This is a genomic window from Psychrobacillus faecigallinarum (assembly GCF_014836595.1).
Classification (GTDB): Bacteria; Bacillota; Bacilli; order Bacillales_A; family Planococcaceae; genus Psychrobacillus; species Psychrobacillus faecigallinarum.
Genome location: NZ_JACSQO010000005.1, coordinates 41,555 through 68,473 on the forward strand (window position 1 = coordinate 41,555; position 26,919 = coordinate 68,473).

The window sequence follows — 26,919 nt, forward strand, 5'->3', positions numbered from 1 at the left end:
TTAAACTTGTACATAGGTAAAAAGACTAGACGTTTGATACACAGCTTTATTTCTGTACATTAAACTAATTTCATATCCCTTTAATCGCTCTTTCTAATCTCTATTCTATATAAATTTTATAAGCTTTCGTAGCCGTATTATGAAAACTTACTTTCGTATTTATTCATACAGGCTTACCTTGCAGCTTTACCTTCTTTTTCTTAGCTTTCATATGACCGCTCCAGGAGAGGTTTGTACCCATTCGAAGAATCATTTCCAAGGGACCTCGTTTGAATACCTTCAAGTAGTAGTAGCTACCTATACATTGTAGAACAAAAATTACAAAGCCCAGCAAGACACTATTTAGCATGCCCAAAGAGCCAAATTGTCCTAAACCGTATCCGTAATAGATAAAAGTACAAATAACACTTTGCATAATGTAATTTGTTAAAGAAAGTTTCCCAACACTTTCAAAACCAATGAAAACCTTGTTACCTGAGAACTTTATAAATAGGATAGCAAATATACCAATATAGGATATACACAGTAATTGTGTACCCATTTGTAATAGAACTGCTGTCCAATTTGTTTCTTCTCCAATAATAGCGATAGATTTTAAAAGTAAACTAATTGGCAAAAGAGCCATACTTAATATATACCATTTTTGTTCTCGTTCCATGTGTAGAAATAAGCCACCCTTTGCAGCTGCCATACCAAACAAAAACATCGGTGACGTCAACAATGGTCCAAACAAAAGCATAAACAAGCTAAAAAATACTTTTTCCCCTTCACTTTCAAAATACAGTGGATCCTCTGTATTTCTGTGTTGCTTAATTTCCTCATAAGAGCCATTTTGATAGACTTCATTTGTAGTTTCTATGTATAATGATTGCTTTTCCAACTCTTCCTTACTTTTTTCTTCCATTCCATAACTAAGAGCACCAGTCAATACAAACAAAACAGTTCCCCATATAATTAAAGTTTTCTTTTTTCTATTTAAAAAAAGTAATAGGAATAATCCCATTAACCCGTAAAAGGCTAGAATATCCCCTTCCCATAAATAGGTTGAATGAAGTAAACCTAGAATAAAAAGAAATATAAAACGTCTCCATAAATGCCTTTTTACTTTTCCGTTCTTTATTTTAATTGATTCTGCTAGTTTTATTAATGAAAAACCAAACAAAAAAGTGAATATCGGCATAAAACTACCTTCTACTGCTATTTTAAGAATAGCATAAATAGTCTTGTCTGTGGCAGAAGCTGTAAAGTACTCTAATTCTTCCTTTCCCCATATACCGTAATGGAAAATTAACAAATTCGCTAATAATATACCAAACAAACTGATTCCTCTTAAAGCATCTATAAAACGCACTCTTTCTTCTTTCATCATGAAACCTCCTAAAAATATCTCTTAGTTAGTATAAAATGGTAAGCTTATAATAAATTGAAACTAACCTTACAGAAACCTTAAATATTTCTAGGAGTGATTTACTAATGGAAGAAACTAATATTTTGATAGTTGAAGACGAGCTTGCTATCGCTGAGATGGTAGAAATTATTTTAAGAAAAGAAAATTTTCGACATATTGATATTTGTGAAACTTACCAGAAGGCAAGTAATTATATTTCCAATATGCATTATGATTTATATATTCTCGATATAATGCTTCCGGATGGAGTGGGACTTGATTTAGCTAAACAAATTCGTTTTAAATCCGATGCTCCTATATTTTTTCTAACAGCAAAAGAAAGTGATGCTGACAAAATAAGAGGATTTATGAATGGAGCTGACGATTACATAACAAAACCTTTTAATCCACTGGAATTAGCTGCTCGAGTGAAAGCACACATGAAACGCTATACTTCTTCCTTTAAAGCTTCCGATGAAAAAGTATATAAATTTGGCCATTTTTTGTTAGATAAAAGAAGCGCAGAACTTACTGTGAACGGAGAAAAAAGCATTGTTACGGGCAAACTATTTCATTTACTACTCCTATTTTGTGAAAACGCCGGACAGATTTTATCCAAGGAGCAAATTTTTCTTTCTATCTGGGGAGAAGACAGTTATATAGATGACAACACAATCATGGTACATATACGGAGACTCCGAGAGAAGATTGAACAAAACCCTAGTAATCCTAAACAGCTGATTACAATTAGAGGGATTGGCTATAAGCTCCTAAACGAGGAGAAATAGTAATGAGACTTTCAAGTAAAATATCTCTAAGATTTTTAGTTTATTTTGTTGTATTTTATGCTGTATTATTTTTAGTCACATTTGGAATGTTTGCTTATATCATTTTCGATTTGCTTTCAAAGGAAGCTATCTCAGATATTCGTGCATTGGAAGCCTTTGAAATAGAAAGTGACATTGCAAAACAACCGGATGGCAGCTATGTATTTTCGGAGGACTTTATTAAATTGGCTAAGCAAAACTCCGGCCATTTATATCTTGTAGACCAAGCAGGCGAAGTACTTGCAACTACTGAACAAGAAATACTATCTATTGAATGGGTTGCCATACAGAAACAAGATCACGCTGTTTGGGAGTTAACAGACCAGCTGTTCTTACTTTTCATAGAAAACCAACCTGTAGATTTGTTGCTCGGTAAACTTTACATTAATAATAAAATTCAAATGAACGATGAGCTGAAAAAGGAGTTTTCATCTGTAGATGCAGCCGTTGAAATATATAACCAAGATGGGATAAGAGAAGAAATCCTTTATGGAGATGTATATAAAGCATTAAGTAGCATGGAGATAGTTACAAATAGTCAGGATTACTTTGAAAGAAAAGAAATTACTGCCTTTCAAACGATGGAAAACGGAAAAGTCCTAGTAGTACGAATGCCAAATACTAATTATCATCCCTTTGAACCAGCATTAATAGATACTATGAAAAAGCTAGTGTTCTCCATTTTAGCGTTCCATCTCTTCCTGTTTATCTTTACTATTCTTTTTTCCATTTGGATTGGATATCGATTTGGTCGTCCCTTACTATATTTCTTACATAGAATTGAAAAATTAAGCGTAAAGGACTACGATCCTCCAAATGACAAAAGATTACGTTCCCCAAAATCCGGTAGATTTAAACGAAAATACCGTATATACGAGGAAGTGGACAAGTCACTAGCTAGGTTAGCAAATACATTAAAAAGTAACGAAGAGAAAATAATAAAAACGGAAAAACTAAGAGAGGATTGGATCACTGGTCTCTCTCACGACTTAAAAACCCCTCTTAGTTCTATTTATGGATATTCTATAATGCTATCATCTAATGAGTACACATGGACCCCCATAGAGGTACAACGTTTCGCTAAAACAATGCAGGAAAAATCTATTTATATGAATGCGTTAATCGAGGATTTGACATATACTTACCAGTTGAAAAACGATGCGATTCAACTTAACAAAGAAAAGTTGAATCTCTTTGATTTTTTAAGGTCCTATGTTTACGCCTGTGATTGGAATGACATTCAAGAACCTATAGGAAACAAGGATATTACCGTCTATTTAGATGCAAAGCTATTTGAACGGGTTCTCGACAATCTTGTAGGAAATGCAGTAAAACATACTCCGAAGGGCACCAAGGTACACTTAGAAATTTATGAAAAAGATAGCTTAGCCTGTCTGGTCATCCGAGATGAGGGACCTGGTATTCCAAAGGTAGCTTTAGACAACTTGTTTAACCGTTATTATAGAGGTACAAATACTACCTCTGAAATTTCGGGCACTGGGCTTGGTTTAGCAATCTCCAAGCAACTAATAGAAGCACATAACGGAACGATACTAGTAGAATCCTCAAAAATAGGAACACTAGTGACCGTCACTTTTCCAATAGAATAAAAAAGCATTGGGAGCTCCCAATGCTTTTTGTTTTTCTTATAAAAATATAATAACTGCTAGTACTGCAGCTAATACAATACGATAAATTGCGAACGGAGTTAACTTGACTTTATCGATCAGTTTCAAGAAGAAGCGTATCGATATTAATGCAAAAACAAATGCGCTGACAAAGCCCACTGCATAGAAGCCAATGTGATCCATCTCTACATATTCCCAGTTTTTCAAAAGAGAAAGGAAGCTTGCCCCTGCCATAATCGGCACAGCCATGATGAAAGTAAAATCTGCCGCCGTTTTATGGTTCATCCCTAATAATACCCCACCGGAAATAGTTGATCCAGAACGAGAAAACCCTGGCCATAATGATAGACATTGTATAAGCCCTACAAGAATCGCCTGCTTATATGTAATCTTGTCTAGTGTATTCGTTTTCGGATGCTTAGGTCCTAACTTATCTGCTATAATCATTAAAATAGCACCAAGCACTAAACCTATTAAAACCGTCTTTGTTGTAAATAAATGCTCATCGATATAATCCTCAAATAACACACCAAGTACACCAGCCGGAATAAGACCAACAATTACGTGAGTCAGTTTTAACTGTTCACCTTTTGGCGCATCCTTTATTCGATATAAGCCTATTAAACTTAGTAGCCTTTTCCAAAAAACAACAACTACAGCGAGAATCGACCCAAGTTGAATAACAATTTTAAATGTATTTGCTGAATATTCCCCTAAAAAATCTTTTGTTTGCAGCCACATATCATCCACAATAATCATATGACCCGTAGATGATACTGGAGCAAATTCTGTCATACCTTCTACAAAACCTAATATTAGTGCTTTAAATAATTCTAGAATTTCCATAAGATCTCCTTAGTCACGTTTTTTAAAATACCATACTAAAAATGCAATACCTACAATTGCTAAAATAATATAAACTACGTTCGAATAGATATCCATATACCCTACGATATCTTCCCAATTTTCACCAACTGCTGATCCTACTGAAACTAAAATAGTATTCCAAATAAGAGTACCTAAAGTAGTAAATAGAAGGAACAGCCAAAACTTCATGTTTGACATCCCTGCAGGAATAGAAATCAGGCTTCTTACTAATGGAATAAGTCGTCCAAAAAATACTGCCCATACGCCGTATTTATCAAACCAGGCATCTGCCTTATGAATATCTTTTACAGTCAATCTCAAGAATTTACCGTATTTCTTTACAATCTTCTCTAAACGCTCTACATCTAATAACAAACCAATCCCATATAGAATGGCTGCCCCTATCACTGACCCTGCTGTAGCTGCCAAAATAACACCTAGCTTGGTCATGGAAGTAGATGTCGTCATAAATCCTCCGAGCGTTAAAATGACCTCAGAAGGGATTGGCGGAAAAACATTCTCTAATAAAATCAATAAAAATACGCCAAAATATCCAAACTGGTTCATCCATTCTGTGATCCAGGCTTCCATTAAACTTCCACATCCTCTAACTTAATCTCAATCGACCAAAGCTCTGATCGACTACCTAGTCGAATTGGTGGTCCCCAAAATCCAAAACCAGAAGATACAATCGCGTGCATACTCCCTTTTTCCCTATACCCATAATCCAGCTCAAAAATTCTTTGAGTAAACAAATGATTCGGCCACATTTGTCCACGATGCGTATGGCCAGAAACATGAAAGTCTACCCTTTCTTTCTCTGGTATAAGTAAATTGGAAGGTGTGTGATCCATCACAAACCAAGGTAAATTCTTTTCTTTTGGAGCCAATTCAGATAACTCTTTTCGATTTCTATTTGTTAAATCCTCACGTCCTGTCAAATAGAACGTATCTGCCACTAAGATTGTTTCATCTAATAGCATTTGCACACTAGATGCTTCCATTTCTTCTATTAAGAGTGGAATTTTCTTTCCGTAGTATTCGTGATTTCCCAAAACCCCATAATTACCATACGTTGATCGTAGCTGCTTCATCACCTCGGACATGCCTTTTTTTACAAACCAAATCGGGTCATCGTCCACTAAATCTCCAACCAATAAGACAAGATCAGGATTTTGTTCATTTGATTTTTTTACAAATCGCATTAAATGCGCTTTATTGGACAATAAGCCAAGATGGAAATCAGATGCAACGACAACTTTTAGACTGTCCACTGATGCATCCTTTTTTGGCATGGTAATTTTAAGCTCGCGAACAACTGGCGAGAAAGCGTTATATGTTCCTAGTAGCATTATTAACACAAAAAATAATAAAACAATCCCACCTATCAGCTTTAACTGCCCTGGAAAAACCCATGCAAATATAGTTGCAACAGGAAAAAGGAGAATCCCATATTGCATGACGATAAGCCAATAAGAACCTATTATACTAAAAGTTCTAAGTCTGTGGTCAAGCCTTGCGATAATAATCGCAAAAGCAAATAAGAACCAGATAACTAAAAACAGCCAAGAATTGATGGTAAAGAAAGCTTCTAACCATGTTGAAACGCTCCAACCAAAGTAAAAAACAATAGACGAATATATAATGATAGCTAATATAATAGAGCCAATTTTTTTCATTGTGAAATTCTCCATTTTTGTCTTTTCCCATTAGTATAGCAGATTTGAATAATTTACTCTTTCTCAGCCTCTAGACCGAGAAGAAAATCATGTTTAAGACCGTTTGGCTAAACACAAGGAATTGGTAAGCTATATATACAGACGAGAGGAGGAACAAACATATGAAAAAATTTGGTTTAGTTACACTTGGAATAATCGCTGGAATTGTCGCTTTGGTGAATCTTGGTCCGTTGTTAGGATTAGGGATATCCGCGCTATTCGTCTTTGCAGGTGTACATTTTTATCTAAAGAGCGACTCTAGCTTATTGAAAATCTTTTGGGCAATTGTTGGAATTATCGGGTTATTAACAGCTATTTCTAACATACCTGGATTTGTTGGTATCTTATCTATTGTCGCACTTTATTTCATCTGGAAGAAGTGGAAAAAGGACGACATCTCCCTTTCGATACCCAAAACTGATGACCCATTCGTAAACTTCGAAAAACAGTGGAACGAACTTAACAAATAAGGAGGAAACTATCATGACATCATTACTACAACGATTAAAGTATTCAGTCGAAGCAGATCTACACCGATTATTTGATAAAAAAGAGGAAAAAAACCCAATTGCTATGCTTAACCAATACATTCGTGAAGCGGAAAAGCAAACTGAACAAACAGGTAAATGGTTAGAGCGCCAAGGCAAACTAAAATTAGAGCTTGAAAAAGAATTAACAGAAACATTACAAATGGCAGAGAAACGTCAAAAACAAGTGGAGCTAGCTACCGCTACAGGCGAAGAGGATCTAATCTCCTTTGCTCAAGCTGAGGTAAATGCTTATAACGAGCGTGCTAAAACTTTACAAAACAGCATTCGTCAAACAATGGAGGAGCTCTTTGGATTAGAACGTAAGTATGAAGAGATGAAACACAAGGTGAAAGATATGAAGGTCCGACAATTACAGCTGATGGGGAAAGAAAATGTAACTCGCGCCCACCACCAAATGGATCAATTATTAAAGCCTGAAGAAACACAGAAAAACTTTGGTACTTTCCAAGACATGGAGCAATACATTGAACGTCTAGGACAGAAGATCGAAAAAGAGCATGAAATCACTTCAATGGAACAACGTTTAGAACAATTAGAAAAAAACGAACAACCAAAGGCTGAAATTGTGTAAAATATAGAAAAGGTTGTCCATTTTTTAGGACTAATGAGGAGAAGGCAAGCGCCTTCTCCTTCTCATGCATTACTATGCGAAGAAGGGAGAATACAAGCATGAAAGAAAACCAAACAAACAAGCTAGCTTTTTTTCTTATTTGTTTTGTTTTTCTCATTTTTATAGAAGCTACTATATTTGGGAATGGCAATATTATATTAGTCCTTCTTGGCATAGGAATGATGTACTTTAGCTTGCGAAAGCAGTCTAAGTATATTTTCTGGCTAGGTTTTATTTTTCTTATTTTGGCTGTCTTTTCGATGTGGAGTCTACGATTATTTTTAGTAGCCATCATTGTTTATTCCCTTTATAAGCTTTGGAAAAATGAACCCATCAGCCAGGTGATTAAACCATTTGGAACGGTATATGAAGAAACACCGAATAGTATTATTCAAAATAAGCTATTCACATCACAGTCTACTCCATTTCAAGCCTATGAATGGCAAGATGTACATGTGCAAAGCTTTTACGGTGACTACTTGATCGACGTGACGGAAACGGTGCTCCCAAAGGGTACCTCCCTTATTTCTATTCGTCAGTCTTTAGGTAAGGTCACTATTTATGTACCATATGAGATCCCAGTCCGCATACATTATACTACCGTTATCGGCGAAGCCCATATTCTTTCTCGTGGTGCTCGTCGTTTGTGGAACCAAACCGTTCTTGTAAAGGATGGGTATTCGGAAGATGTTGCTCATTCTGCTGAGCTAGTGATTACTGTTTCTACTTGGATTGGAGATATCGAGGTGATCCGGAAATGAGAATATTTTTGGGGCAAGGAATCTCCATCTTTACCTATTTAGTTATTATTATCGCTTTGCTTTTGTATGTTATTTGGGGATGGCCTAATGAAGAGGCATGGTTGTCGTTATTAGAGACGACCTATGCCCAAATCCCTTTTGGTGTGTGGATTGTATTTGTTCTAGCCTTCATAAGCTTTGGTTTTTCATTGAACACACTCCAAAAGGTACGAAGCCAAGAAAAGAAAATAGAAACGAGCCTACGACCTTTACTTGCAGAAACCTTTGAACCGAGCAAGAAGAAATATACTCAAACAAAGCGAATGCAGGCGACTGTTACCCAACTGGAACAGCTAATATTAACTCAGCGAAAAACATTGCAACGTATTACCAACGAAAAGGCAGAAACCCAGGACAGAATTATTCAGGAAAGACTAGTCCAAGAAAGACAAAGACTGGCTAGAGAGCTTCATGACTCTGTATCTCAGCAGCTCTTTGCAGCCTCCATGCTCCTCTCTACTATGGTTGAAATAGAGGAAGCTAAAAATGGAGAAGTGCCAAAGACATTAATGCAAACGGAAAAAATTGTGCAACAGGCCCAATTAGAAATGCGTGCTTTACTTCTTCATTTACGTCCTGCCGCTCTACACAATAAAACCCTGAAGGAAGGCTTAGAAGAGTTACTTCAGGAGCTTCAGGAGAAAGTGTTTTTTACTATTCGATACAGATTAGAAGAGGTTTCCTTATCTAAAGGCGCTGAGGATCATTTATTCCGTATTGCACAGGAAACTCTATCAAATACGTTAAGACATGCTAAAGCAACTGAAGTAGACATTCTATTCGTTGAAAGAGACAATCTTGCCATTTTCCGTGTACAGGATAACGGGGTTGGCTTTGAAGTAGGAGAAGGTAAAAATGGCTCTTACGGAATTCAAAGTGTCAGAGAACGTGCTGTTGAAATTGGAGCTACTTGTAAGGTAGTATCTGTTCCTTCTCAAGGGACAATTGTAGAAGTTAAACTGCCGATTGAAAAGCCAGTAGCCCAACCGATAAATTTAGAAAAAATTACAACCGCAGAGAGGAGTGAATAGAATGATACGCATTTTGTTAGCTGACGATCATGAAATGGTACGAATTGGGGTTTCGGCATACTTACAGGCACAGCCAGATATGGAGGTCGTTGCGGAGGCCGTGAATGGTCAAGAGGCCGTTGACTTGGCTCTTGAGCACAGACCTGACATCATCCTTATGGACATGGTCATGCCTATTTTAAACGGTGCAGAGGCAACTCGGGAAATTATACAAAAATGGCCCACAGCAAAGGTAATGGTTGTCACTAGTTTTATAGACGATGACAAGGTATACCCCGCACTAGAGGCAGGAGCAATCAGCTATTTATTGAAAACATCTAAAGCTTCTCATATAGCTGATTCTATTCGTAAAACTTTAAGTGGGAATGCCGTATTAGAGCCAGAGGTAACCAATAAAATGATGATGCGAATGCGCCAAGGCTCCGGGCATGCACTACATGAAGATTTAACCGATCGAGAAAGAGAGGTACTTCTTCTCATGGCTGAAGGTAAAACTAATCAGGAAATAGCGGACACTTTATACATTGCTTTAAAAACTGCAAAAACACACGTAAGCAACATATTATCTAAGCTGGAGGTCAATGATCGAACTCAAGCTGTCATTTATGCGTATGAGCATAAGTTAGTCTCTACAAAAAAATAACCAATCCTCTCGAGCTGTCATATGCTATTAAAAAGACAGCCAAAGGATGATAGACAACATATGAATCCCAAAAACAACGACAAATCCAGTGAGCAACCAAACTTAGGCGCAACTTTGGACTTCTTGGGCTCTGTCGTCGTGACATTAGGTTTTCTTATTGGCACGATTGGAGAAGGAATTACCCTCCAAGAAAACTTAGAAGAAGAGCAATCCGAAAAAAAATCTAAGAGCAATCAAAAACTTCAGCTTTCTCAAATAGAAAAAAAATTAGACTACGTCATTAACGAACTTGAAGCATTAAAAAGAAAGAGATGACCCTATACATAAGAGGGTCATCTTTTTGTCTGTTTTAGCAGTGTCAGTAAAACTATATATTTTTTTGAACTACTGATAAATCATTTTTTGTTAGTAGTACCACTTTCATCTCATACTTACTAAACTTCTTTAAAAATTCTGGTTTCATCTGTTTTTCAAAGTAGCTTGTCCATTGAAACATTTTTAGAAAAATAGAAAAGGTCGGTTGGTAGTTAGCCTCTTCCAATCTAAGCACTTGACGGGCATACCTCTTTGTAATTCGGAAATACCTAATAGACACAGGAATATCTAAAAAAATAATGTAATCGGAAGCTTCTAATCCTGGATCCGTCCAATCTATATGTACACCCTCGATTATCCATTGGTCGAGGTTAACTGCTTCTTTTAGCAGCTCATCCCTTTTTTCCACAGAATTCCTAATATCCCCTTGCCCTTGATGATTTCTAGTCCAAACAAAGTTATCTGTTTCAAAATGCGGAATTCTATAATGTTGTGCCAACTGGCGAGCAAGTGTTGTTTTCCCACTTCCTACAGAGCCTACAATATATATTTTCATATTTTACACCGCATTTGCTTGATTGATAGAATGAATGACTCCGGCATGAACCCCCTCATGCCAAACAATGAATTGGACAATTGCTTCTACTGTTTCCATGCTATGTAGATTTCCTATTTCTAACGTTTCAATTAAGTAATCCTGAAGATTAGGTGCTAAAAGGGCCAGTATACGGTCTAGCTGGTCTTTTAAACTAACTATTAGTTCTTCCTTTGAAGGTGGGACCTCCTGCCATTCATCCGGATCTGTCCCTGGAGCAAAAAATTGTATCCATTCGGGATGAACAATACTGTAGGTTGGAATTGCTTTTTGAACCAATATTTCCATTTGTACATAGATGTGGCCTACGTTCCATCGAACGGTGTTGGAGAATCCTTTAGGCTTTATATCCCACATATCTTCCTTGCACTGTTTGATCCTTCCTAGTGTATAGATTCTCGCAAAGTTAAGTTGGTATAAAGATTCCATGACTTCCCACCTCTTTTTAATTTGAGTATATCATTTATGGGAAAATTCTGTCTCCTACTACTTGTTTTATATTTTACTAGGTGGTATCTTTTACAAGAAAGGAGAGATTAATATAGACCAACCACGAAGTATTCCTAAAACAATCGAAGTTTACAAGCGTTCCATTCATCGTCTTTCTATTCAACATCCACTAATACCGCACATAGAAAATCGGATTTACAGTCTTAAAGCTGGTTATGCTGGTGAGACTTACGTTGATAATTTTTTAAAACAGAGCCCCTTTTCTAAGCATTACTCAATTTTAAAAGACCTCCACTTTTCTATTTCTGATTCCATCTATCTTCAAATAGACACCATGATTCTTACCCCAAAGTATTTAGCAATCCTTGAAGTCAAAAATATTCGCGGGAAAATCTCCTTCCAAAGAAATCCCGAACAACTTATACGAGAAATCGACGACCAAATCACTGCATTTAAATGTCCCGAGCAACAAGTAATACGCAATACCCAAAAGCTAGCTTTACTACTACATCCCCTAAAAATTCAAATTCCAATTAAATCTTTTATTGTATTTGCATCTACCAAAACTATAGTGGCACAACCTCCTAAACAAGTGAAAGCAGTTATGGGCTGCGATATTGCCACCCACATCGATTCACTCAATGCACTCCCTGATGTCTTATCCATTACTAAATTTCAACAACTAATAAAATATCTAATGACAAATTCGACAGAGTTTATTCCGAAGCCTCTATCTCATAGCTATCCGTTGGAACTTACAGATATAAAACGAGGAACGCTATGTTCACAATGCTTTCAATTTGTAGAAGGTAATTGCCCTACTTGTGGAACAATAAAAAAAATAATGCAGCATCAAGCATTAGAGGACTGGTTTTATTTGTATAAAGAATCTATCTCTAACAAAGAGTGTGTGGACTTCCTGAATCTTAAAGATAAGCATATGGCGTCATACTTAATGAAGACCTCTAGATTATATCCGGTAAACAACACGAGAAGCAGATATTATGTAATCCAAAAAAGATAAATGCCACTGTCTCTGAATAATACATATGTTTACAGAGTGTGGTTGGATTAGGGTCTCATTTCCAATTCCTATTCCTTCTCTCGAGATGGTTTTACGACAATCCGGAGCTCCTTTACTACAATTAAGCTCTACTTTACGACAATTACACGCTACTTTACTACAATGCATTTCCTGCTCCTTACTTCGAGACAGTTTTACGACAATCCGGAGCTCCTTTACTACAATCAAGCTCTACTTTACGACAATTACACGCTACTTTACTACAATTACACGCTACTTTACTACAATGCACTTCCTGCTCCTTAATTTCATACTAAAAACCCCCTCCACAAAAGGAGGGGGGTTACATTTTCTAACTAGATTGTTTGTATTTTCACCGTAACTTTAAACAAGTCTCCGTCTACTTCCATTCTTAGAATTCCGCCATGTAGGTCTACGATGGATTGTGCAATAGCAAGCCCTAGACCAGAGCCGTCTGTATGACGAGATGTGTCGGCGCGCTTAAATCTCTCAGTAAGTTCTGCCACATCATCACCTAGCTCATATTTAGCTATATTTTTAATAACAAACACCGCGTATCCATCCACCTGATCTAAATTTATATAGACCCGTGTGTTAGGTAGGGAGTACTTCAACGTATTAATAATAAGGTTGTCTAGAACTCTCCACCATTTCTGACCATCTACGTAGGACATGATCGGTTTTGTGCCGATAGTTACTCGGTAATCGAGACCTGATTTATCAATATCCTCCTGGTGCTCGGCAACTGCCTGTTGCAAAAGCTGGGTTAAATCTACCTTACGTTTGTCTAATTCAATATTTCCTGTAGCCATTTTGGATACTTCAAATAGATCCTCTATCAATGTTTTTAAACGTAATGACTTTTTGTCTAAAATCGCTATATAAGAAGCTCGCTCTTCCTCCGTAATATCGGGATTTTTCAATAGGTCAGTGTACGTAATAATAGAAGTTAAAGGTGTACGCAAATCATGGCTGACATTTGTGATTAGCTCGGTCTTCAATCGTTCACTCTTCACCTGCTCTGTTTGAGAGGATTGCACACGACCTCTTAGCTCATTAACATTAGCTGCAAGCTCTGCTATTGGTGATTTGCCTTTTACTTTTATTTCCGTTCCATTGTTACCTTTAACCATCTCTTCTGTCTTTCCTATTATCCTGTTCAAGTAAGCCATCCGAGAAGTTAAAATACCCAATACCGGAATACCGATAAATAATGTAGCTGGAATCCAAACTAAAATTAACTCCCAAAACTGAAAGGTTAACATTGTTCCAAATCCCCAGAAGAAAATCACTACTAACAGAATAATCGTTTGTACCCCAATAGAACGTCTCAGGAAGAAACCTTCTAATGAATTAATCCAACTTACTGTTAAGCTATTTTTCCAATCTGCTGTATTAAATGAATTTTTCAGCCATGGCAATTGATATAAGGTTAATGCCGTTAATATAACTGCTGCAATAAAACTACCAATTGGAATGTCATATCCGCCATAATAAAAGATTGATAGCATTGCTTCCTTAGAAAATAGGATTGCTAGATAAGCACTAACGAAAACTAACACAAAACGAACATCAATTGGTAAACTCTGAAATTTTTCTCGCCCAGGCTCAAATTGGAATGTATCTCGATTCTTCCTCCATAAGGAAACAAACAATATTGCTGAAAGAGCCCCTATAACAATGACTCCGTAGAATATTAGCTGTTGTGTTTTAAAGTAATTGTATTGATCAGCTCTATTTCCACTTAGCATACTTGCTTCAGATATGGCAATTGTGCCTTCAAAACGAGAATACTGATCTCCAATGGCATCTCTCAGATCCCACTCTTCACCATCATAATAATTACGTTCCATTTCTGCTAAATCATAAACGTTACTTTTCTTTAAATATCCATTATCACTAGAGAACACTTTCTTAAATGCATTTTTCTTCCCAATATCACCATTGGTAAATACTTCGCCTGTTTCTATATTTTTTAATTCGTAGTTAAAATCATCTCTTTCAATGAGAAATCTATTCTTGGCCTTAGTTAAGTTTCGAAAGTAAGCATCCACTTCTTCTTCTTTTTCTCTTCGAATCTTATCTTCTACATATTCGTCGCTTTCAAAGTTCTTTCTAATATCGGCAATCTTTGCATCACGTTCTGCTATTATACCTTCTTTTAGTGAGGTTTCCTCGGGTTGCTCCTGTGCCGCACCATCAATTGAGGTTTCCTCTGTTTTTGTGGAATTTATTCTTTCCTCATAATTTTGCTCAATTGAATAAATTTGCTCCTCTAAATTTCCAAAACGATTACGATACTCTTCAATTTCACTAGAGGACACTGTTATACTTTTCTTCACTTCTTCTATATCTGGAACGGCCAATACTAATGGGACTAGTGCAGATTCATATTCACTTAACTCTTGTTGAAAATCATAACTATCAAAATAAGAAGTACCAACGTACTCTTTAGCTTTATTTGTGAGAGTGTATAGAGCACCAATTGCTATTACTGCTAACACACTCAATATAACTACTTTTCCTAGCGGACGTTTCATCTTGCTCCCCCTTTCATTAATTCAATTACTTCGGTAAATGTTCTACTAATATCCATGATGGGAATTAGGTGAATTGTGCAATAAAATAAGCAAAGTGCACCGCATAAAATAGCAGTTATAGAAAATATCAGACTCCATTTACTTGTCGATTTTATAGCCAACTCCCCACACCACCTTTAAATATCTTGGGTTTTTAGGATCCGTCTCAATTTTTTCACGTATTTTTCGAATATGAACGGCTACGATATTTTCTGCGTTATAAGCTGGTTCGTTCCATACTCTCTCATAAATCTCATTAATAGAAAAAACTCGACCTGCATTAATCATCAGCAATTCTGTAATCTTATACTCAATAGGTGTAAGCTTAACTGCTTCGCCTTCCACGGAGAGCTCCTTTGCTTCCTGATTTAATATAAGTCCATCTACCTCTACTGTTGCTTGTTTCCCTTGATATGTCCCAAGCTTTGTATACCTTCTTAGTTGAGACTTCACTCGAGCTACAAGCTCCATTGGGTGAAAGGGCTTCGTCACGTAATCATCCGCTCCAACAGACAAGCCATGAATCTTGTCTGAATCCTCGGCTTTAGCGCTTAACATAATAATAGGTATATTTCTCTGCTCTCTTATTTTAAACGTAGCAGAAATCCCATCCATTTGAGGCATCATAATGTCTAGTACAATGACATGAACCTCGTTTTCCTCCAACAGCTCCAGTGCCTCTAATCCATTTCCCGCCTTCAATACACGGTAGCCTTCATTTTTTAAATATATTTCTATTCCATCTCGAATATCTTGATCATCGTCCGTCACTAGTACTGTAAACTCAGGCATCCTTATACCTCCTCCGCATCGCTTTCTTATGTTTCTTATTGTAACCTTCATTTCTTAACATTCCAGCAGTATAATTCTGAAGAAAATCTTAAGAAATTTATATATTTACTTGTATTTATTAAGTTGGTTTCATTGAATTTGTTGACTTTATAGTGTTTTACAGTATTCTAATGTTTATTTTATAGACGTTATCAGCATTTCTAAATGGGGTACAATTGGGGTACAAAGCAATTTCCTGTGGGGTACACTGGGGTACAAATTATTAAATTTAATTTTAATACATCGCTCTTGGATTAAATTATACTTTTCTGTACAAAAAATACCACCAACCATTTTCACTGGTTGATGGTATTCTTTGTTATGAATTTAATCATCCTCAATTCTTTGCATTATTATCTTTTTCTACAATTCTTCCACTTTCTTCCCACTGGTACTTACCTTATTCCCCCATTATATCCCGCAACTTTTGTAACTGATAAATCACTGCATCTAAACTTTCAATCATATTAAAAATAAACGTAACAGGAGCATCGTTTATTCCAATTCCTTTTATGTCAGTTTTAAAATTTTCTCCTATCGGCCTTGGCTCAATTTCAGTAAACTGAACAACTCCAGATTCTGTTATTGATTTATTAAAGAAATAATTAAGTGAAAAAGTTGATAGAATCGGAAACAAAGTAGAAAACTTATTCGATTGTAAAAAGCACGGATCTGAGGCTGAGGTATTCATTACTGAGGGTCATTCGGCTTTAGGCTAGGCTCAATTGTCTTAGCTAGGAATGCTAATATGTTGTTTAGAACTACTATGTACATTTAAAATCTATTCTATTTTTTGACTTTATATGTATGTAATATTAAACTGATAGAGAAAGAAAAATTAATGTAAATTAAATACCAAAAAGGGATTTAGTTTAAATGGAGGTTTATTTATGAACGGAACTTTAAAGCCCTCTAAGCTTTTGAAAAAGAAAAAGTTTTTGATAACGCTCCTACTGTTTTTATTTTTGACAGCGTGTAATGATGAAAATGAAAACTATGTTTTTTTTACCTCAAGTGAACATATAAATGATAGCCTGACTGAGTGTTTGGACGATCAAAAAGTAAAATATAAAATTGATGAAGAGGAAAATTTGGTAGTTGAAGAAGACGATAGTGACAAAGCAATCGCCAAATGTTCGTAAAAAAAAGCTCTATGGAACCTATTATGGGTGTCCATAGAGTTTTTTATTTTTATCTTACGTAATCAGAACTTTTTCCTGTGAAATTTACTCTTTGAGTTGAACTAGGCATATATTGTAAGTCTCCACTTTTATAAGCCTGATCTATAACATTTCTTACTGCTGTCACGCTACTTGAAGTCGAAACCCCCGCCTTTTGAGCTTTGAGTCTTCCTTGAGCATTATTATGCATATCCATATTAAATTCCATAACAGGTTGATTTGTAGCTCCATTTTCATGAGCATTAGTCCACTTTTGTGTAAAAGTAACGTCATCTGTAAAACCAATCATATTTATATTCCAAGCAGAATGACGGAAGGCATCAGTTTTATCGTTGTGACCGTTTCGTCCAAACTTATGAAGTGTATAGTCTTGTGCTTCTTTACCAGCAACACAAGCTTTAAATCCTTTTGTAGGATTGGCATTGAATAGACTTTGTTCTAATGAATTTAAATTACATTCTCCGCCTACTACTTTGTAAATGTAGTTTGTATCATTTGCATATGTTTGAAAATCTGGCGTGTCAGTATTTTTTTTCGGTTCGATTTGTAGGTCCTTGTTATTCCGGTTATACTTCTCAGCTAATTTTAAGAAATGAGCATCTATTTCTTCTTGAGAAAGATTAGGATTAGCTTTTTCAAACTCGATTATTTCTTGAAGTAAATAATCTTCATAACCATAATCAATTTTACTTTGAACATCTACTTCTGGGTTAAGTGCTGAAGTAGAGGCTGAAGCTTGAACTGAAGGTAATACAAGTGAAATACTCATTCCGAATACTAGACCAAAGAACATTAGTGATTTTTTTGCTTTCATTTTTTCATCTCCTAGTTTGTATTGACAGTACTTCCAAATAGTAACATTACTAGAAAAATTATACTACCCGTTATTAGTGAAATGATTATATTGAATTAGTTTGTCTAAAATTCAAAAAACTTTACAAATATTAGGGAGGAGTTGAGGTAGGAGAATTTTAAAGTAAAAAAATTATTTTTTAAAAAAATCGAAAATTAGGTACTTTGTCACTGAAATCGAAAGAAAAAATAAAGAGATATTACATTGATAACTGTCACATAATTCTATTTTATAGAAAACCAAGAAATAAGTATATCTAAAATTTGATATTCAAAGTAGACTGGCAAGCATGTTGCTAGTCTTTTTTTTATTTGTAGAAAAGCTGCTTACGTTTGGCCTTCAACTAGATATAATAATAAATAGAGATAAATTTACAATATTTGGGAGATTGTATAAATAAGAATAATCGGAGGAAGTACTTAGTTGGTCATGAAGATTCAGATAAGAAATGGCAAAAAAAGCCCTACTACAATTAAGTAGCAGGGCTAATTTTTACTTATTATTTAATCGTCCTAACATTGCTGTAGATGGAGTTTCATATTTGATATGTTCTGGCATTTTAGTCACCCACATACCCCCACCTACGTTATATTGACCTTCATGGTCGTCACGATACCCGTATACTCGATACTCTTCACCTGGATTCAATACACGTACCTCTACTAGCTTTCCGTCTTTTTCAGTCCACAGATTAATAGGCTTTAGGATTGTAATTTTGCCTATTTGACCTTTTTTAAGCTCCGTTTTCCCCCACATGATTTTATCAGTGTTCGTGACACCACCAACTGCCTTGTCAGGTATTTGCAGATTCTTGAGTCGTTTTCTCACATTGTCCATATTAATCCCAGGACACGATGTTGCAGTACCAATAAACTCATTATGACCAAGCACATCTTCCACACTTAATCCAAAGTTTTGTAGAGCCAATAAACAACGCTTTTCAAATGTTCTTTCTTGTGCTTCAGTGAAACTACCATTACCAACCACACAGATATGATAAGTTTCAGTATTGTGGTTGCCAATACCATTAGTCGGAAAGTATGGATCATAGCAAAGCTGAACAGTACCATCACGTAAAATGATTTCATGATAGCCGCCCTTAGTCCATCCTAAGCCCTTCCAACGATTGTTCCAAAAAGCAAAATAGTCACCACTCGTTGTTGCTGAATGATGACGCGCTATTTTTTTAATTTGATTAAGGTTTCTTCTAGTTTTGGATGGTGCAACTTTTTGGCGAAGGTCTATTATTTTGACCATTTGCTTCCTCCCTTAGGTATGTCATAATTCATTGCTTGTGAAGAATCTGAGTGGCCATAAGTAGTGGGGTCATTAAGTGTCGCATATACAGCAACAATCATTGTAAATAAAAGAAACGGGTTGCTATAAGCTTGTAGAATTAAATCCCCAACTATGCTCCATGTAGTTAGATCCTCAAATCTTAAGCCTGTAGATGCTAAAAGTGGTATTAGTGCTGATAACACTAATTGAAAGATAAATACAGGATTCTTAAAACGTACTTTCCAGTTGAGTTTCATAATTTTTCTTCCTCCTTGGTTTCTTTTATTAATAATTCTTGCTGTAATACTTCGTTTTCTTTTAACAGCTGTACTTTGTCCATTTTCTGCATTGACGGATGTCTTAGTAAGCTCTGTTCTTTACCTATTGGATCCTTATGAAGTTTTTCTAAGACGTTATAAAGAATAGGTGGTATTGGTAAGCCTATCTGCGCGCAATTTTCTAATATGGATATTCCTTCATTCACAATGAAAAAGCTTGTGACCGCTAATATTACTAACCCCTTACCATCTTGACCGGCTGATAAAGCTATATATTCGACTGCACCAGCCATTCCTATCAACACAAAGATAGCTACTTTTTTAATGATTCCTGCCATTCCGACTGTACTATTCCAACTTTTTGTCAAAAAGGACCTCAATACTCCAGTTACCATGTCTAACAACATGAAAAAAACGAGTACCACAATGGCCTCGTTTACTATATGGAGCATATACATTCCAAAACTTGCTATGAGTGCTCCAATAGATTTAAATCCAGTTATCTGCAACCTCGTCACCTACACTCTCTCCCTCCATCATTCTCAACCCCCTCGAGATATATGGATAAAATAAAAAGAACGTCCTTATGGACGTTCTAAAAATAAGTAGCATTTATTTTAATATCTTCCTCGTCGCACAGTTTTTACTGAAGCCGAAGATCGCTCTTTTACTGAAATCATTTGTATATTTTCAGAGCTTATTCTATAAAGTACATTATTTTCTTTGTATTGAATTATACTATCACCGTGCGGTAATGCCTCATCTAATGCAATTTCCGCACTCTCTGCCTCAATATTTCTAGATTGTACTAAATCTTTTTCTAAATAATAAGTTGCAATAAATTTTTTCAAGAATTATCCCCCCTCTTCCATACACAATTCGACAAAAGAGGGAGGAAATCCTTCTTACCTCACCAAACTCACTACGACGCATTATCGCTATTTCCTTGTAAACTATCATTATATCTCTTATTCTCAATATAATTCAGTAAAAGAATTAAAGTGAAAAGCAAGGCAGTAATGAAAACCAAATAATAGACAAATTGCCACCAATCAGTTGTAACAAGCACAAGAACTAGGAAACCAAAACTTAAAATAGCAAGACCAATAATGGAATTCATCGATTTTTTGCTACCATAAAATTCTTCAAGAATTTTATTTTTATTCCTAATTTTTTTATAGCGCCTATTTTCTTTATTATCCAAAAACTCTTCAATTCCATCAGACTCTACTAACAAGGAATTATTACTACTCAACTTTATTATTCGATAAACCGGTACACCTTCATCATTTACAATGTGATAATCGTACCTAAAAGATAGTAGATTAGCAACAAATCTAATTAACTTTTCAGCTATAAAGGTAGCTACAATAAAAATAATAAAGAAAAATGCTAACATACCGTAAATCAAATTTCCTTTTATCTCTTCAAACTGATCAGAAAGAACAAGCATTATAAACATAGCTGCAACAAAAGTTATACTTAAAAAAACGTACTTAGTAAGTGTTATTTGAAACTTTTTAATGTTGCTTAATCGTATTTTTTCTAATTCTGTTATTCCCCAATTATCTATCGTTAATTTTATTACATAAACTATAATCGGAACAAAAGTAATTAAATAAGCTACTGAACTTTCTGGTAAATCCTTTAATATAATCAACCTATCTCCCCCCCTTCCTCTACACAATTCGACAAAAAGAATAAAATTTCCTTTGATAAGCTTTTGATAGAATAATAGAACTAGCTTATGCCACTTTTAATTGAGTTGTTAATTCCTCATATTGATTCTGGTTAATTCGATCCCCGACTAAGAAAATATCTAATTTTTGTTGCATATCCTCTTTTGAAACATAAGATTGACGTTCAATTTGTGATTTGCATGCTCTATAAGTTAAGTTCATTTTACATTCTCCATTCTATTTTTATAATCCTAGTTCAATCATTGTTACGCGGTAATCTACTTCAATAACATAGTCTGTTAAAATTTCAGTTTCAGAAGGTGGTTGTGGTTCAATTTGGGCTTGTGGGTTTTCGTCATACCATTTTTTTTTGCGTTCTATCGTATGAACCTCGGGTAAACCAAATTCATTTATCCTTTTCTTATACTTGCCATACTCATCTTCAAAGTATTCCCATTTCATTTTCTAACCCCCTTAATGATGAACTTTCCTCCAACCATTTGACCGTTCCCAATAGTTAATGTTAATGAAGGAAGTCTGTAACGACTAGGCCTAGCAACAGTTTGAGTGAAACCAGGGCTAGTGTTAGTCGAACTGGTATAGGCCATAGTAAAACCTTGCGTGTTTAGGTGTTCACTGTTATCTATAAAACACTTAATAAGCCCTTTACCTCCATTTGCAATGTTATTAAATCCGAGTCTATAATCAGAATTAATTTGACCATTATATAAAGAACTACCTGTAATTAGAGTAACCATAAAGTCGTTATATGTTAGTTCTCCAAACGAAAAGGAAATAATCGCTGTATTAGTATGATTATGTTCTATATCCATACAAAAAACTTCTAAATATCTGTAATTTTCCAGTCCCTCCGTTTTCACACTTGCAGCAGGATTGGTCGAAAAATCTATTTCAGTAATCGTTTCTATTGCGCCAGGTATCATACTTGGTAAAGGTTTCCCATCTGGACCTAACCCCATATATCCGTTAGGTTCGTTTTTAGGCACTAAGGAAGGTATTGCTTCTGCCAATCTTAAAGGAGTCATATATTTATTGTTTACTGTTCCTGCTTTTGCCTCTGCGACGGTTGCTACACCATAGTTTTGTACATCGGACAATCCTACTTGTGATTTTGTGACACCATGTGGATTCGTTTTATCGGCCAAGTGCGTCGTAAGGCCTTCTTTAACCACTTTTAGATCTTCCTTTGTAGCTACTCCAGATAAGTCCATCTCATCTTTGTGAACAGCGTACTCTTGAAGCTCTTTCAATGCTTCATATGCTTTATTTTGTAGATAATTAAAATATTCATCAGGCGGCTTAATGCCTGCCTTCCAACCGTTTTCTCTAAGTGAAGTTGGTGGCTCTATTCCTGGTGCTTCCCAATGAGGAAGTGGTTTTGTAAATGGCATTATATTCCCTCCTTAAATCGGTAGTTCTTGATCAGTTGAAGGAATAAAAACAGCGCCGAAATATCCTCCAATTGTCCCTTCTATGTTGCCGAAACCTTTTAGATTATCGACCTCCATTGCTGTTGTTCCGAATTCAAATGTACCTGCCAGTTCAATGACTCCTACCTTTACTCCGGCTGCAACGGTCCTTTGAATAATTCGAATAAAGTTAAGAGGATCTAAGCCAGCCTCATTAATTTTAGTGAGTGGCAACTCAATTAGCTTTATTGCAGCAGGTTCTGGACCATCAATATCATTCCATTTTTCCACTATCTTAATTGTGGATGGGTCTGTGGATAACGCGATGGATATAACCTGAATAATGGTATTAATAGAGCCATCCGAAAGGTTTCTAGCAATCTTGGATTTCAATAAAATACGATAGACTTCATCAGTAGCCTTTCCTCGGGACTGACTTACATTTTCACCAATTAAATCAAGCGCCTTTCCTCTTGCCTTGTCTATATCTCGCCATTCTAATATCGTTTTATTCGTTCGTTGAAGCTCCATTAATTCATCCGAAAAAATACTAATTAATTTGGAAAGGTTAGAGCTTGGACCTTTGGCAAAGTAATCAACAAAACGGCTCATAATCAACTTTGTATTAAACAATCACCGTCACCTCAATGTTGTTAGCATCTAATTGAGCTACCTCTTGTAAACCAATAAATATATTAGAATCGCTATAGTCAATCCCATCCGTGGATAACTGTATGGATACATCTTCTATACCAGGTACTTGAAAGGTACGCGCAATTAAACGAGATTCAATCACGTCTTCTCCCATATTTAGACCTGCATAGATAGTTGAATCTACATCAGAACCTCCAATGTATCTAATCAACATAGACTTAACTTGTTCGATACCATTACTCGGAAATGAGGTGTTCGTGTTGATCGTTGCTTTAATGTAAATAGGTATTTCAATTGCACGGGTAAACCCTACTTGTTGTGGATTCCCACTATCGTCAATAACATCTACATAGGTAGTTCCATATGGTTGAATACCTCCAGCTTTTTTCTCAAATATTGCTGCAGCTATTTCTTGATCGGTACCTCCAAGGACAAACGCCTGAAAAGCCCTCATGGGAGTTCCATATTCATCGGGAACATCTCCAAAGTTCTCTTTCACTGTTGCAGCGCGAATAGAGGGAATCTTTAATAAGTTAGTTCTGATAGCATTAGTAGTTGCTGATCCAATTCCCTCTACTGTAATAGATGCTCTCTCACGAGCCTCTAAATCTGTTTCTTTTTCACGTCCGCCTTTTGTTTCAGTGATATTTGTTACACTTAATACATCTGCATCTGGATTTACTATTTCTGTAATGGTGTTAGCTGCAGTGTTACCAGCAGTTCCTAACTCCAAAGCTTTGATTTCAACTATTCCCTTACCTAAAGGACTTAGAATTAAATCCTCTGTAGTTTCAAAGAATATGTCCGTATTTTTTTTAGAAACTAAAAAACCAGCACTCACCAAATAATTAGGTGTGCCGGTTATTTCTAAAGCTCCAAACGAATATTGATCTAAATTCCTTGTTATCCCTGCGTAGGGTAGAAGCATATCTAATTGTGCTCCTTCTGCAGTTTTTCGATAAGCCGAGTAGTAAACATTTTCATTGTCTTGCCATGCCAAGGAAAGAAACCATGCCATGATTCTTAACAATATGCCCAATACTGACCGTTCAGAAACATTAGCATTTTCACCAAATACTTGCTTTGCTTTAGCTGACATGTCTGATAGTAAATCATCAAACGTCTTTCTTTTATATCCACTGGAATTAAGCGCCACCTAATACCATCTCCTCATTCAGCGTCTGGCCATCTATTAATTGAACATCATATTTTACATTCAGCTTTCTCAGCTTGCGATCTTGTATAATTTGTACGTCATTAATTAGCTCTACTCTATCCTCTTGACCAATTACTCGAATGATTTCTGACCTTATTTCTTCATCCGTTGGCTTTTCAAGAAGCTTCATAAAATCTAGTCCTAAATCTGGGTTTAAAAACCACTCTTTTAAGTTGGTAGACAAGGAGATAGTTAATACTTGCTTTACCTCTAGAACACCTTCTATAAGCTTAAAATCACCATTCTCGAGAAGTAAATCTCCATCATCTGTTAATGCCAATGTTTTCATTTACTCACCTCTCTATAACAAACCAACAATAATAGCATCATGAATATCAAACAATCTTGAAGCACCAGGGTATACAAGCTTTCCTTCTGCAGCATCGTCAATACTTCGTTGAGCAAAGACAACTAGCACCACGTCACCACTCTTTAGAACCGGAACATTCTCCACTTCTTCCTCAAACTTTAATTTCGTGTGAATATGCTTGCCATCTCCACCACTATGCCCCCCATGTTCTCCTTCAGGAATGGTTACTTTGATTTCTTGGCCGTTATTTATTTTCACTCGCTCAAACAGTACAGGCACATCTTCCAAAACGGAAAGCTTTTCAGGAGAGCGATTTACTTCTTTGACCATAAATAACGGCTGAATCTTAGCGGTACGGCTCCCTTCATTGTATGAAAGCACCTCACATGGCATACAGGTATTGATAGAGAGAAGTATTTGATTCTTGAAATTAGAATAAAACTCAGAGGAATTACTCATGCAATCACCTCTACTTCTGTGTAATAAGCGTCTCCTCGTCTATAATGCTTACCTTTGCGGACTCTGTATTTCCCTTTAACAAAAACAGACTGCAGTTCAATAATAGAAGCCGTATTCATCCGATATTGAAGCAATGATTTCACTTTATAACCTTTTACCACCTTGCCATCCTTTTCTTCCTCGAAATATTCAGGTGAACCAATCAACCCAGTGTCAGAGTTAAGGATAAATTGAGTGTTATCTCCCTCTTTGATTGAGCGAATATAAACATTGGAACGACTGATATAGAAGCTTGCTTCACAATCTTTTGCAATCTTCTTCATCGCATCCACGATGGGCCCGTTAACCGAGAATCCTTTTTTATAGACAACATTCTTAGGTAACTTGATAACAGCTATTTTCAAACCGAGGACCTTAGAGAGCTCTTTTAATAGTTGTTCACCTTTAATTCCTTTTTTGAAAGACTTTTTTAATGTCTTCTTATTATCAATTGGCTGGCTATCTATAACAGATACCCTCGTAGCCCTGTCAGCACCGCCCTTTTCAGATGCCACCTTTGAAATGAAGCCAGAAAGTATGACTCCCTTATCCTCTTTATATCCAGCATTCATGGTAACCTGAACACCTTTTTTAAGTTTACTAAGTGTTGTATCTGAAAGGTTGTATACAAGAATTTCGCTTACATTAGGGTCTGGATCATCATCGAATGGTATTTCAAATTCTATTTCTAATGATTCACTAGACATCTTCAAATCACCTGTAATAATCTCGGTGATACGTCCAAATTGAACAGTACTCATCAATCATTCACCAGCCTTAAGAACACTGTCTCGTTCAAATTTTCAAAGGTTACTCGATTCTCCAAACCAGATTCGTCAATCGGTATAATGGTAGGACCAGGAAAGCGAGAATCATATACTTCTGAAAATAATGGCACACCATAGGTTAATTTTTCCCCACAAACCAATACCTCACCATCTTTATATAAATCGATTGTGAAAAAATCATGTACTAAATTATAATGGATCTCGAGTTCAAACAATTCTGCCCCTAGTTCAATTTCAAAACGATAAGGAATAAGCTCTTTTTCAATTTCTATATACTCAAAGTTCATTCCTCATCACCCCACTTTTATTTTTGCTCCGATTGGAATCTGCTTAGCTGGATACTTGTTATTCTTCTGTACATCTTGCCATTTGGCGCCATATTTTTCAGCGATATCGTAGTAAGTGTCCCCTTTTTTGGCTACATGGTAGACTGGAGACTTCTTTTTATTCGCTGTCTGCTTACGACCAACTGAAGAAACCTTTGCAACTGCAGCTTTTGTTTTCTTTGGTAATGAAACATAGGAAGGAGATGCAAACCGAACTTCTTTCAATGTCATACTGAAATTAAATCCGTTCATTATTTTTGAATCGGCATCATGAGAAAAGGCCGCAATCATCATATTGTGATAGATTCTGCGACCTTCATAGATTACAGTGGTACCTTTTGTTTCTATAGTAGATAGTCTACCTAGAAGTGTTTCTAGTGCTGTATTATCTGGTCTTATCAACTTTCCACTGATAGAAAGAACGACTGGTTTTCGGTCAACATAATCAGTAAGGTTAATTCCCTTCTCTACTGGATGAGAGGGCAAATCAACGTCATTCTGAAGACTTTCTTTTTCTACATGTATTTGTATTCCGTTTATCTTTGCCATCT

At 36.0% G+C, this 26,919-nt stretch carries 35 protein-coding genes; 10 read left to right on the forward strand and 25 right to left on the reverse strand.

Going from position 1 to position 26,919, the window contains the following annotated elements; genetic code table 11:
- Positions 1–163 precede the first annotated feature (163 nt).
- On the reverse strand, positions 164–1,366 hold the full coding sequence (locus H9650_RS11160) for a DUF418 domain-containing protein (RefSeq protein ID WP_144538378.1): 1,203 nt from the start codon (positions 1,364–1,366) through the stop codon (positions 164–166).
- Between the two features lie 107 nt (positions 1,367–1,473).
- Between H9650_RS11160 and H9650_RS11165 the strand changes: the two genes are divergently transcribed.
- Both H9650_RS11165 and H9650_RS11170 read left to right on the forward strand, forming a co-directional pair.
- Complete coding sequence (locus tag H9650_RS11165) at positions 1,474–2,175, forward strand: response regulator transcription factor (RefSeq protein WP_144538377.1); 702 nt, start codon at positions 1,474–1,476, stop codon at positions 2,173–2,175.
- Between the two features lie 2 nt (positions 2,176–2,177).
- Positions 2,178–3,824, forward strand: coding sequence for a sensor histidine kinase (locus H9650_RS11170; protein WP_191697225.1), 1,647 nt, complete (start codon positions 2,178–2,180; stop codon positions 3,822–3,824).
- Between the two features lie 36 nt (positions 3,825–3,860).
- On the opposite strand, the gene H9650_RS11175 is transcribed toward H9650_RS11170, so the two are convergent.
- Genes H9650_RS11175 through H9650_RS11185 form a run of 3 tightly spaced genes read right to left on the reverse strand, consistent with a single transcriptional unit; the run spans position 3,861 to position 6,388 of the window.
- Complete coding sequence (locus tag H9650_RS11175; RefSeq protein WP_191697226.1) at positions 3,861–4,688, reverse strand: undecaprenyl-diphosphate phosphatase; 828 nt, start codon at positions 4,686–4,688, stop codon at positions 3,861–3,863.
- A gap of 9 nt (positions 4,689–4,697) precedes the next feature.
- Positions 4,698–5,300, reverse strand: a complete 603-nt coding sequence (locus H9650_RS11180) for a DedA family protein (RefSeq protein WP_144538374.1) — start codon at positions 5,298–5,300, stop codon at positions 4,698–4,700.
- On the reverse strand, positions 5,300–6,388 hold the full coding sequence (locus H9650_RS11185; RefSeq protein WP_191697227.1) for a metallophosphoesterase: 1,089 nt from the start codon (positions 6,386–6,388) through the stop codon (positions 5,300–5,302). Before H9650_RS11185 ends, H9650_RS11180 begins: the two co-directional genes overlap by 1 nt.
- A gap of 161 nt (positions 6,389–6,549) precedes the next feature.
- Between H9650_RS11185 and H9650_RS11190 the strand changes: the two genes are divergently transcribed.
- The 6 genes from H9650_RS11190 to H9650_RS11215 all read left to right on the forward strand — a co-directional run bounded on the left by H9650_RS11190 (position 6,550) and on the right by H9650_RS11215 (position 10,377).
- Positions 6,550–6,897: a lmo0954 family membrane protein gene (locus H9650_RS11190; RefSeq protein WP_144538372.1), complete on the forward strand. Its 348-nt coding sequence runs from the start codon at positions 6,550–6,552 to the stop codon at positions 6,895–6,897.
- 13 nt (positions 6,898–6,910) lie between these two features.
- The gene (locus H9650_RS11195) at positions 6,911–7,549 is read left to right on the forward strand and encodes a PspA/IM30 family protein (RefSeq protein ID WP_144538371.1); all 639 of its coding nucleotides are present in this window, start codon (positions 6,911–6,913) and stop codon (positions 7,547–7,549) included.
- 98 nt (positions 7,550–7,647) lie between these two features.
- Complete coding sequence (gene liaF, locus H9650_RS11200; RefSeq protein WP_144538370.1) at positions 7,648–8,349, forward strand: cell wall-active antibiotics response protein LiaF; 702 nt, start codon at positions 7,648–7,650, stop codon at positions 8,347–8,349.
- Entirely contained in the window at positions 8,346–9,419 is a 1,074-nt protein-coding gene (locus tag H9650_RS11205; protein ID WP_144538369.1) for a sensor histidine kinase, read from the forward strand. Before liaF ends, H9650_RS11205 begins: the two co-directional genes overlap by 4 nt.
- A gap of 1 nt (position 9,420) precedes the next feature.
- The gene (locus tag H9650_RS11210) at positions 9,421–10,062 is read left to right on the forward strand and encodes a response regulator transcription factor (protein WP_144538368.1); all 642 of its coding nucleotides are present in this window, start codon (positions 9,421–9,423) and stop codon (positions 10,060–10,062) included.
- Positions 10,063–10,122: 60 nt separating this feature from the next.
- A complete protein-coding gene (locus H9650_RS11215) occupies positions 10,123–10,377 on the forward strand; it encodes a hypothetical protein (protein ID WP_154311896.1) in 255 nt (84 codons plus the stop codon).
- A 52-nt stretch (positions 10,378–10,429) separates the two neighbouring features.
- Here H9650_RS11215 and H9650_RS11220 read toward each other — a convergent pair whose 3' ends face one another.
- Positions 10,430–10,933 carry an AAA family ATPase gene (locus H9650_RS11220; protein ID WP_144538366.1) on the reverse strand — a complete coding sequence of 168 codons (504 nt, stop codon included), beginning with the start codon at positions 10,931–10,933 and terminating at the stop codon, positions 10,430–10,432.
- A gap of 3 nt (positions 10,934–10,936) precedes the next feature.
- Positions 10,937–11,401, reverse strand: coding sequence for a DinB family protein (locus H9650_RS11225; protein WP_144538365.1), 465 nt, complete (start codon positions 11,399–11,401; stop codon positions 10,937–10,939).
- A 61-nt stretch (positions 11,402–11,462) separates the two neighbouring features.
- Between H9650_RS11225 and H9650_RS11230 the strand changes: the two genes are divergently transcribed.
- A complete protein-coding gene (locus H9650_RS11230; RefSeq protein WP_225216040.1) occupies positions 11,463–12,446 on the forward strand; it encodes a nuclease-related domain-containing protein in 984 nt (327 codons plus the stop codon).
- Positions 12,447–12,802: 356 nt separating this feature from the next.
- Here H9650_RS11230 and H9650_RS11235 read toward each other — a convergent pair whose 3' ends face one another.
- The 3 genes from H9650_RS11235 to H9650_RS11245 form a co-directional block, all read right to left on the reverse strand.
- Positions 12,803–15,007, reverse strand: a complete 2,205-nt coding sequence (locus H9650_RS11235) for a sensor histidine kinase (protein WP_151111687.1) — start codon at positions 15,005–15,007, stop codon at positions 12,803–12,805.
- 138 nt (positions 15,008–15,145) lie between these two features.
- The gene (locus H9650_RS11240; RefSeq protein ID WP_144538363.1) at positions 15,146–15,838 is read right to left on the reverse strand and encodes a response regulator transcription factor; all 693 of its coding nucleotides are present in this window, start codon (positions 15,836–15,838) and stop codon (positions 15,146–15,148) included.
- A 439-nt stretch (positions 15,839–16,277) separates the two neighbouring features.
- Positions 16,278–16,568, reverse strand: coding sequence for a hypothetical protein (locus H9650_RS11245; RefSeq protein ID WP_191697228.1), 291 nt, complete (start codon positions 16,566–16,568; stop codon positions 16,278–16,280).
- Between the two features lie 199 nt (positions 16,569–16,767).
- Between H9650_RS11245 and H9650_RS11250 the strand changes: the two genes are divergently transcribed.
- Positions 16,768–17,019, forward strand: coding sequence for a hypothetical protein (locus tag H9650_RS11250; RefSeq protein WP_191697229.1), 252 nt, complete (start codon positions 16,768–16,770; stop codon positions 17,017–17,019).
- Positions 17,020–17,068: 49 nt separating this feature from the next.
- Here H9650_RS11250 and H9650_RS11255 read toward each other — a convergent pair whose 3' ends face one another.
- The 16 genes from H9650_RS11255 to H9650_RS11330 all read right to left on the reverse strand — a co-directional run bounded on the left by H9650_RS11255 (position 17,069) and on the right by H9650_RS11330 (position 26,917).
- Positions 17,069–17,872 (reverse strand): DUF6973 domain-containing protein, encoded by an 804-nt coding sequence (locus H9650_RS11255; protein ID WP_144538360.1) that lies wholly within the window; start codon positions 17,870–17,872, stop codon positions 17,069–17,071.
- A gap of 531 nt (positions 17,873–18,403) precedes the next feature.
- On the reverse strand, positions 18,404–19,168 hold the full coding sequence (locus H9650_RS20900; protein ID WP_225216041.1) for a peptidoglycan recognition protein family protein: 765 nt from the start codon (positions 19,166–19,168) through the stop codon (positions 18,404–18,406).
- Positions 19,156–19,446 (reverse strand): phage holin, encoded by a 291-nt coding sequence (locus H9650_RS11265; RefSeq protein WP_191697230.1) that lies wholly within the window; start codon positions 19,444–19,446, stop codon positions 19,156–19,158. Before H9650_RS11265 ends, H9650_RS20900 begins: the two co-directional genes overlap by 13 nt.
- Positions 19,443–19,985 (reverse strand): phage holin family protein, encoded by a 543-nt coding sequence (locus H9650_RS11270; RefSeq protein ID WP_191697231.1) that lies wholly within the window; start codon positions 19,983–19,985, stop codon positions 19,443–19,445. Before H9650_RS11270 ends, H9650_RS11265 begins: the two co-directional genes overlap by 4 nt.
- 99 nt (positions 19,986–20,084) lie before the next feature.
- Positions 20,085–20,318, reverse strand: coding sequence for a hypothetical protein (locus tag H9650_RS11275; protein ID WP_191697232.1), 234 nt, complete (start codon positions 20,316–20,318; stop codon positions 20,085–20,087).
- Between the two features lie 71 nt (positions 20,319–20,389).
- Positions 20,390–21,127 (reverse strand): hypothetical protein, encoded by a 738-nt coding sequence (locus H9650_RS11280; RefSeq protein WP_191697233.1) that lies wholly within the window; start codon positions 21,125–21,127, stop codon positions 20,390–20,392.
- 85 nt (positions 21,128–21,212) lie between these two features.
- Positions 21,213–21,368 carry a hypothetical protein gene (locus H9650_RS11285; protein ID WP_191697234.1) on the reverse strand — a complete coding sequence of 52 codons (156 nt, stop codon included), beginning with the start codon at positions 21,366–21,368 and terminating at the stop codon, positions 21,213–21,215.
- A 21-nt stretch (positions 21,369–21,389) separates the two neighbouring features.
- The gene (locus H9650_RS11290; RefSeq protein ID WP_191697235.1) at positions 21,390–21,608 is read right to left on the reverse strand and encodes a hypothetical protein; all 219 of its coding nucleotides are present in this window, start codon (positions 21,606–21,608) and stop codon (positions 21,390–21,392) included.
- Positions 21,605–22,558, reverse strand: coding sequence for a hypothetical protein (locus tag H9650_RS11295; protein ID WP_191697236.1), 954 nt, complete (start codon positions 22,556–22,558; stop codon positions 21,605–21,607). Before H9650_RS11295 ends, H9650_RS11290 begins: the two co-directional genes overlap by 4 nt.
- 12 nt (positions 22,559–22,570) lie before the next feature.
- Positions 22,571–23,209: a hypothetical protein gene (locus tag H9650_RS11300; RefSeq protein WP_191697237.1), complete on the reverse strand. Its 639-nt coding sequence runs from the start codon at positions 23,207–23,209 to the stop codon at positions 22,571–22,573.
- Positions 23,202–24,386: a baseplate J/gp47 family protein gene (locus H9650_RS11305; RefSeq protein WP_191697238.1), complete on the reverse strand. Its 1,185-nt coding sequence runs from the start codon at positions 24,384–24,386 to the stop codon at positions 23,202–23,204. Before H9650_RS11305 ends, H9650_RS11300 begins: the two co-directional genes overlap by 8 nt.
- On the reverse strand, positions 24,376–24,735 hold the full coding sequence (locus tag H9650_RS11310; protein WP_191697239.1) for a GPW/gp25 family protein: 360 nt from the start codon (positions 24,733–24,735) through the stop codon (positions 24,376–24,378). Before H9650_RS11310 ends, H9650_RS11305 begins: the two co-directional genes overlap by 11 nt.
- Positions 24,736–24,747: 12 nt before the next feature.
- Entirely contained in the window at positions 24,748–25,215 is a 468-nt protein-coding gene (locus tag H9650_RS11315) for a Gp138 family membrane-puncturing spike protein (RefSeq protein ID WP_191697240.1), read from the reverse strand.
- Positions 25,212–26,015: a phage protein gene (locus tag H9650_RS11320; RefSeq protein WP_191697241.1), complete on the reverse strand. Its 804-nt coding sequence runs from the start codon at positions 26,013–26,015 to the stop codon at positions 25,212–25,214. The genes H9650_RS11315 and H9650_RS11320 overlap by 4 nt, the downstream gene beginning before the upstream one ends.
- A complete protein-coding gene (locus tag H9650_RS11325) occupies positions 26,015–26,329 on the reverse strand; it encodes a phage baseplate plug family protein (RefSeq protein WP_191697242.1) in 315 nt (104 codons plus the stop codon). Before H9650_RS11325 ends, H9650_RS11320 begins: the two co-directional genes overlap by 1 nt.
- A gap of 6 nt (positions 26,330–26,335) precedes the next feature.
- A complete protein-coding gene (locus H9650_RS11330; protein WP_191697243.1) occupies positions 26,336–26,917 on the reverse strand; it encodes a LysM peptidoglycan-binding domain-containing protein in 582 nt (193 codons plus the stop codon).
- Positions 26,918–26,919 lie beyond the last annotated feature (2 nt).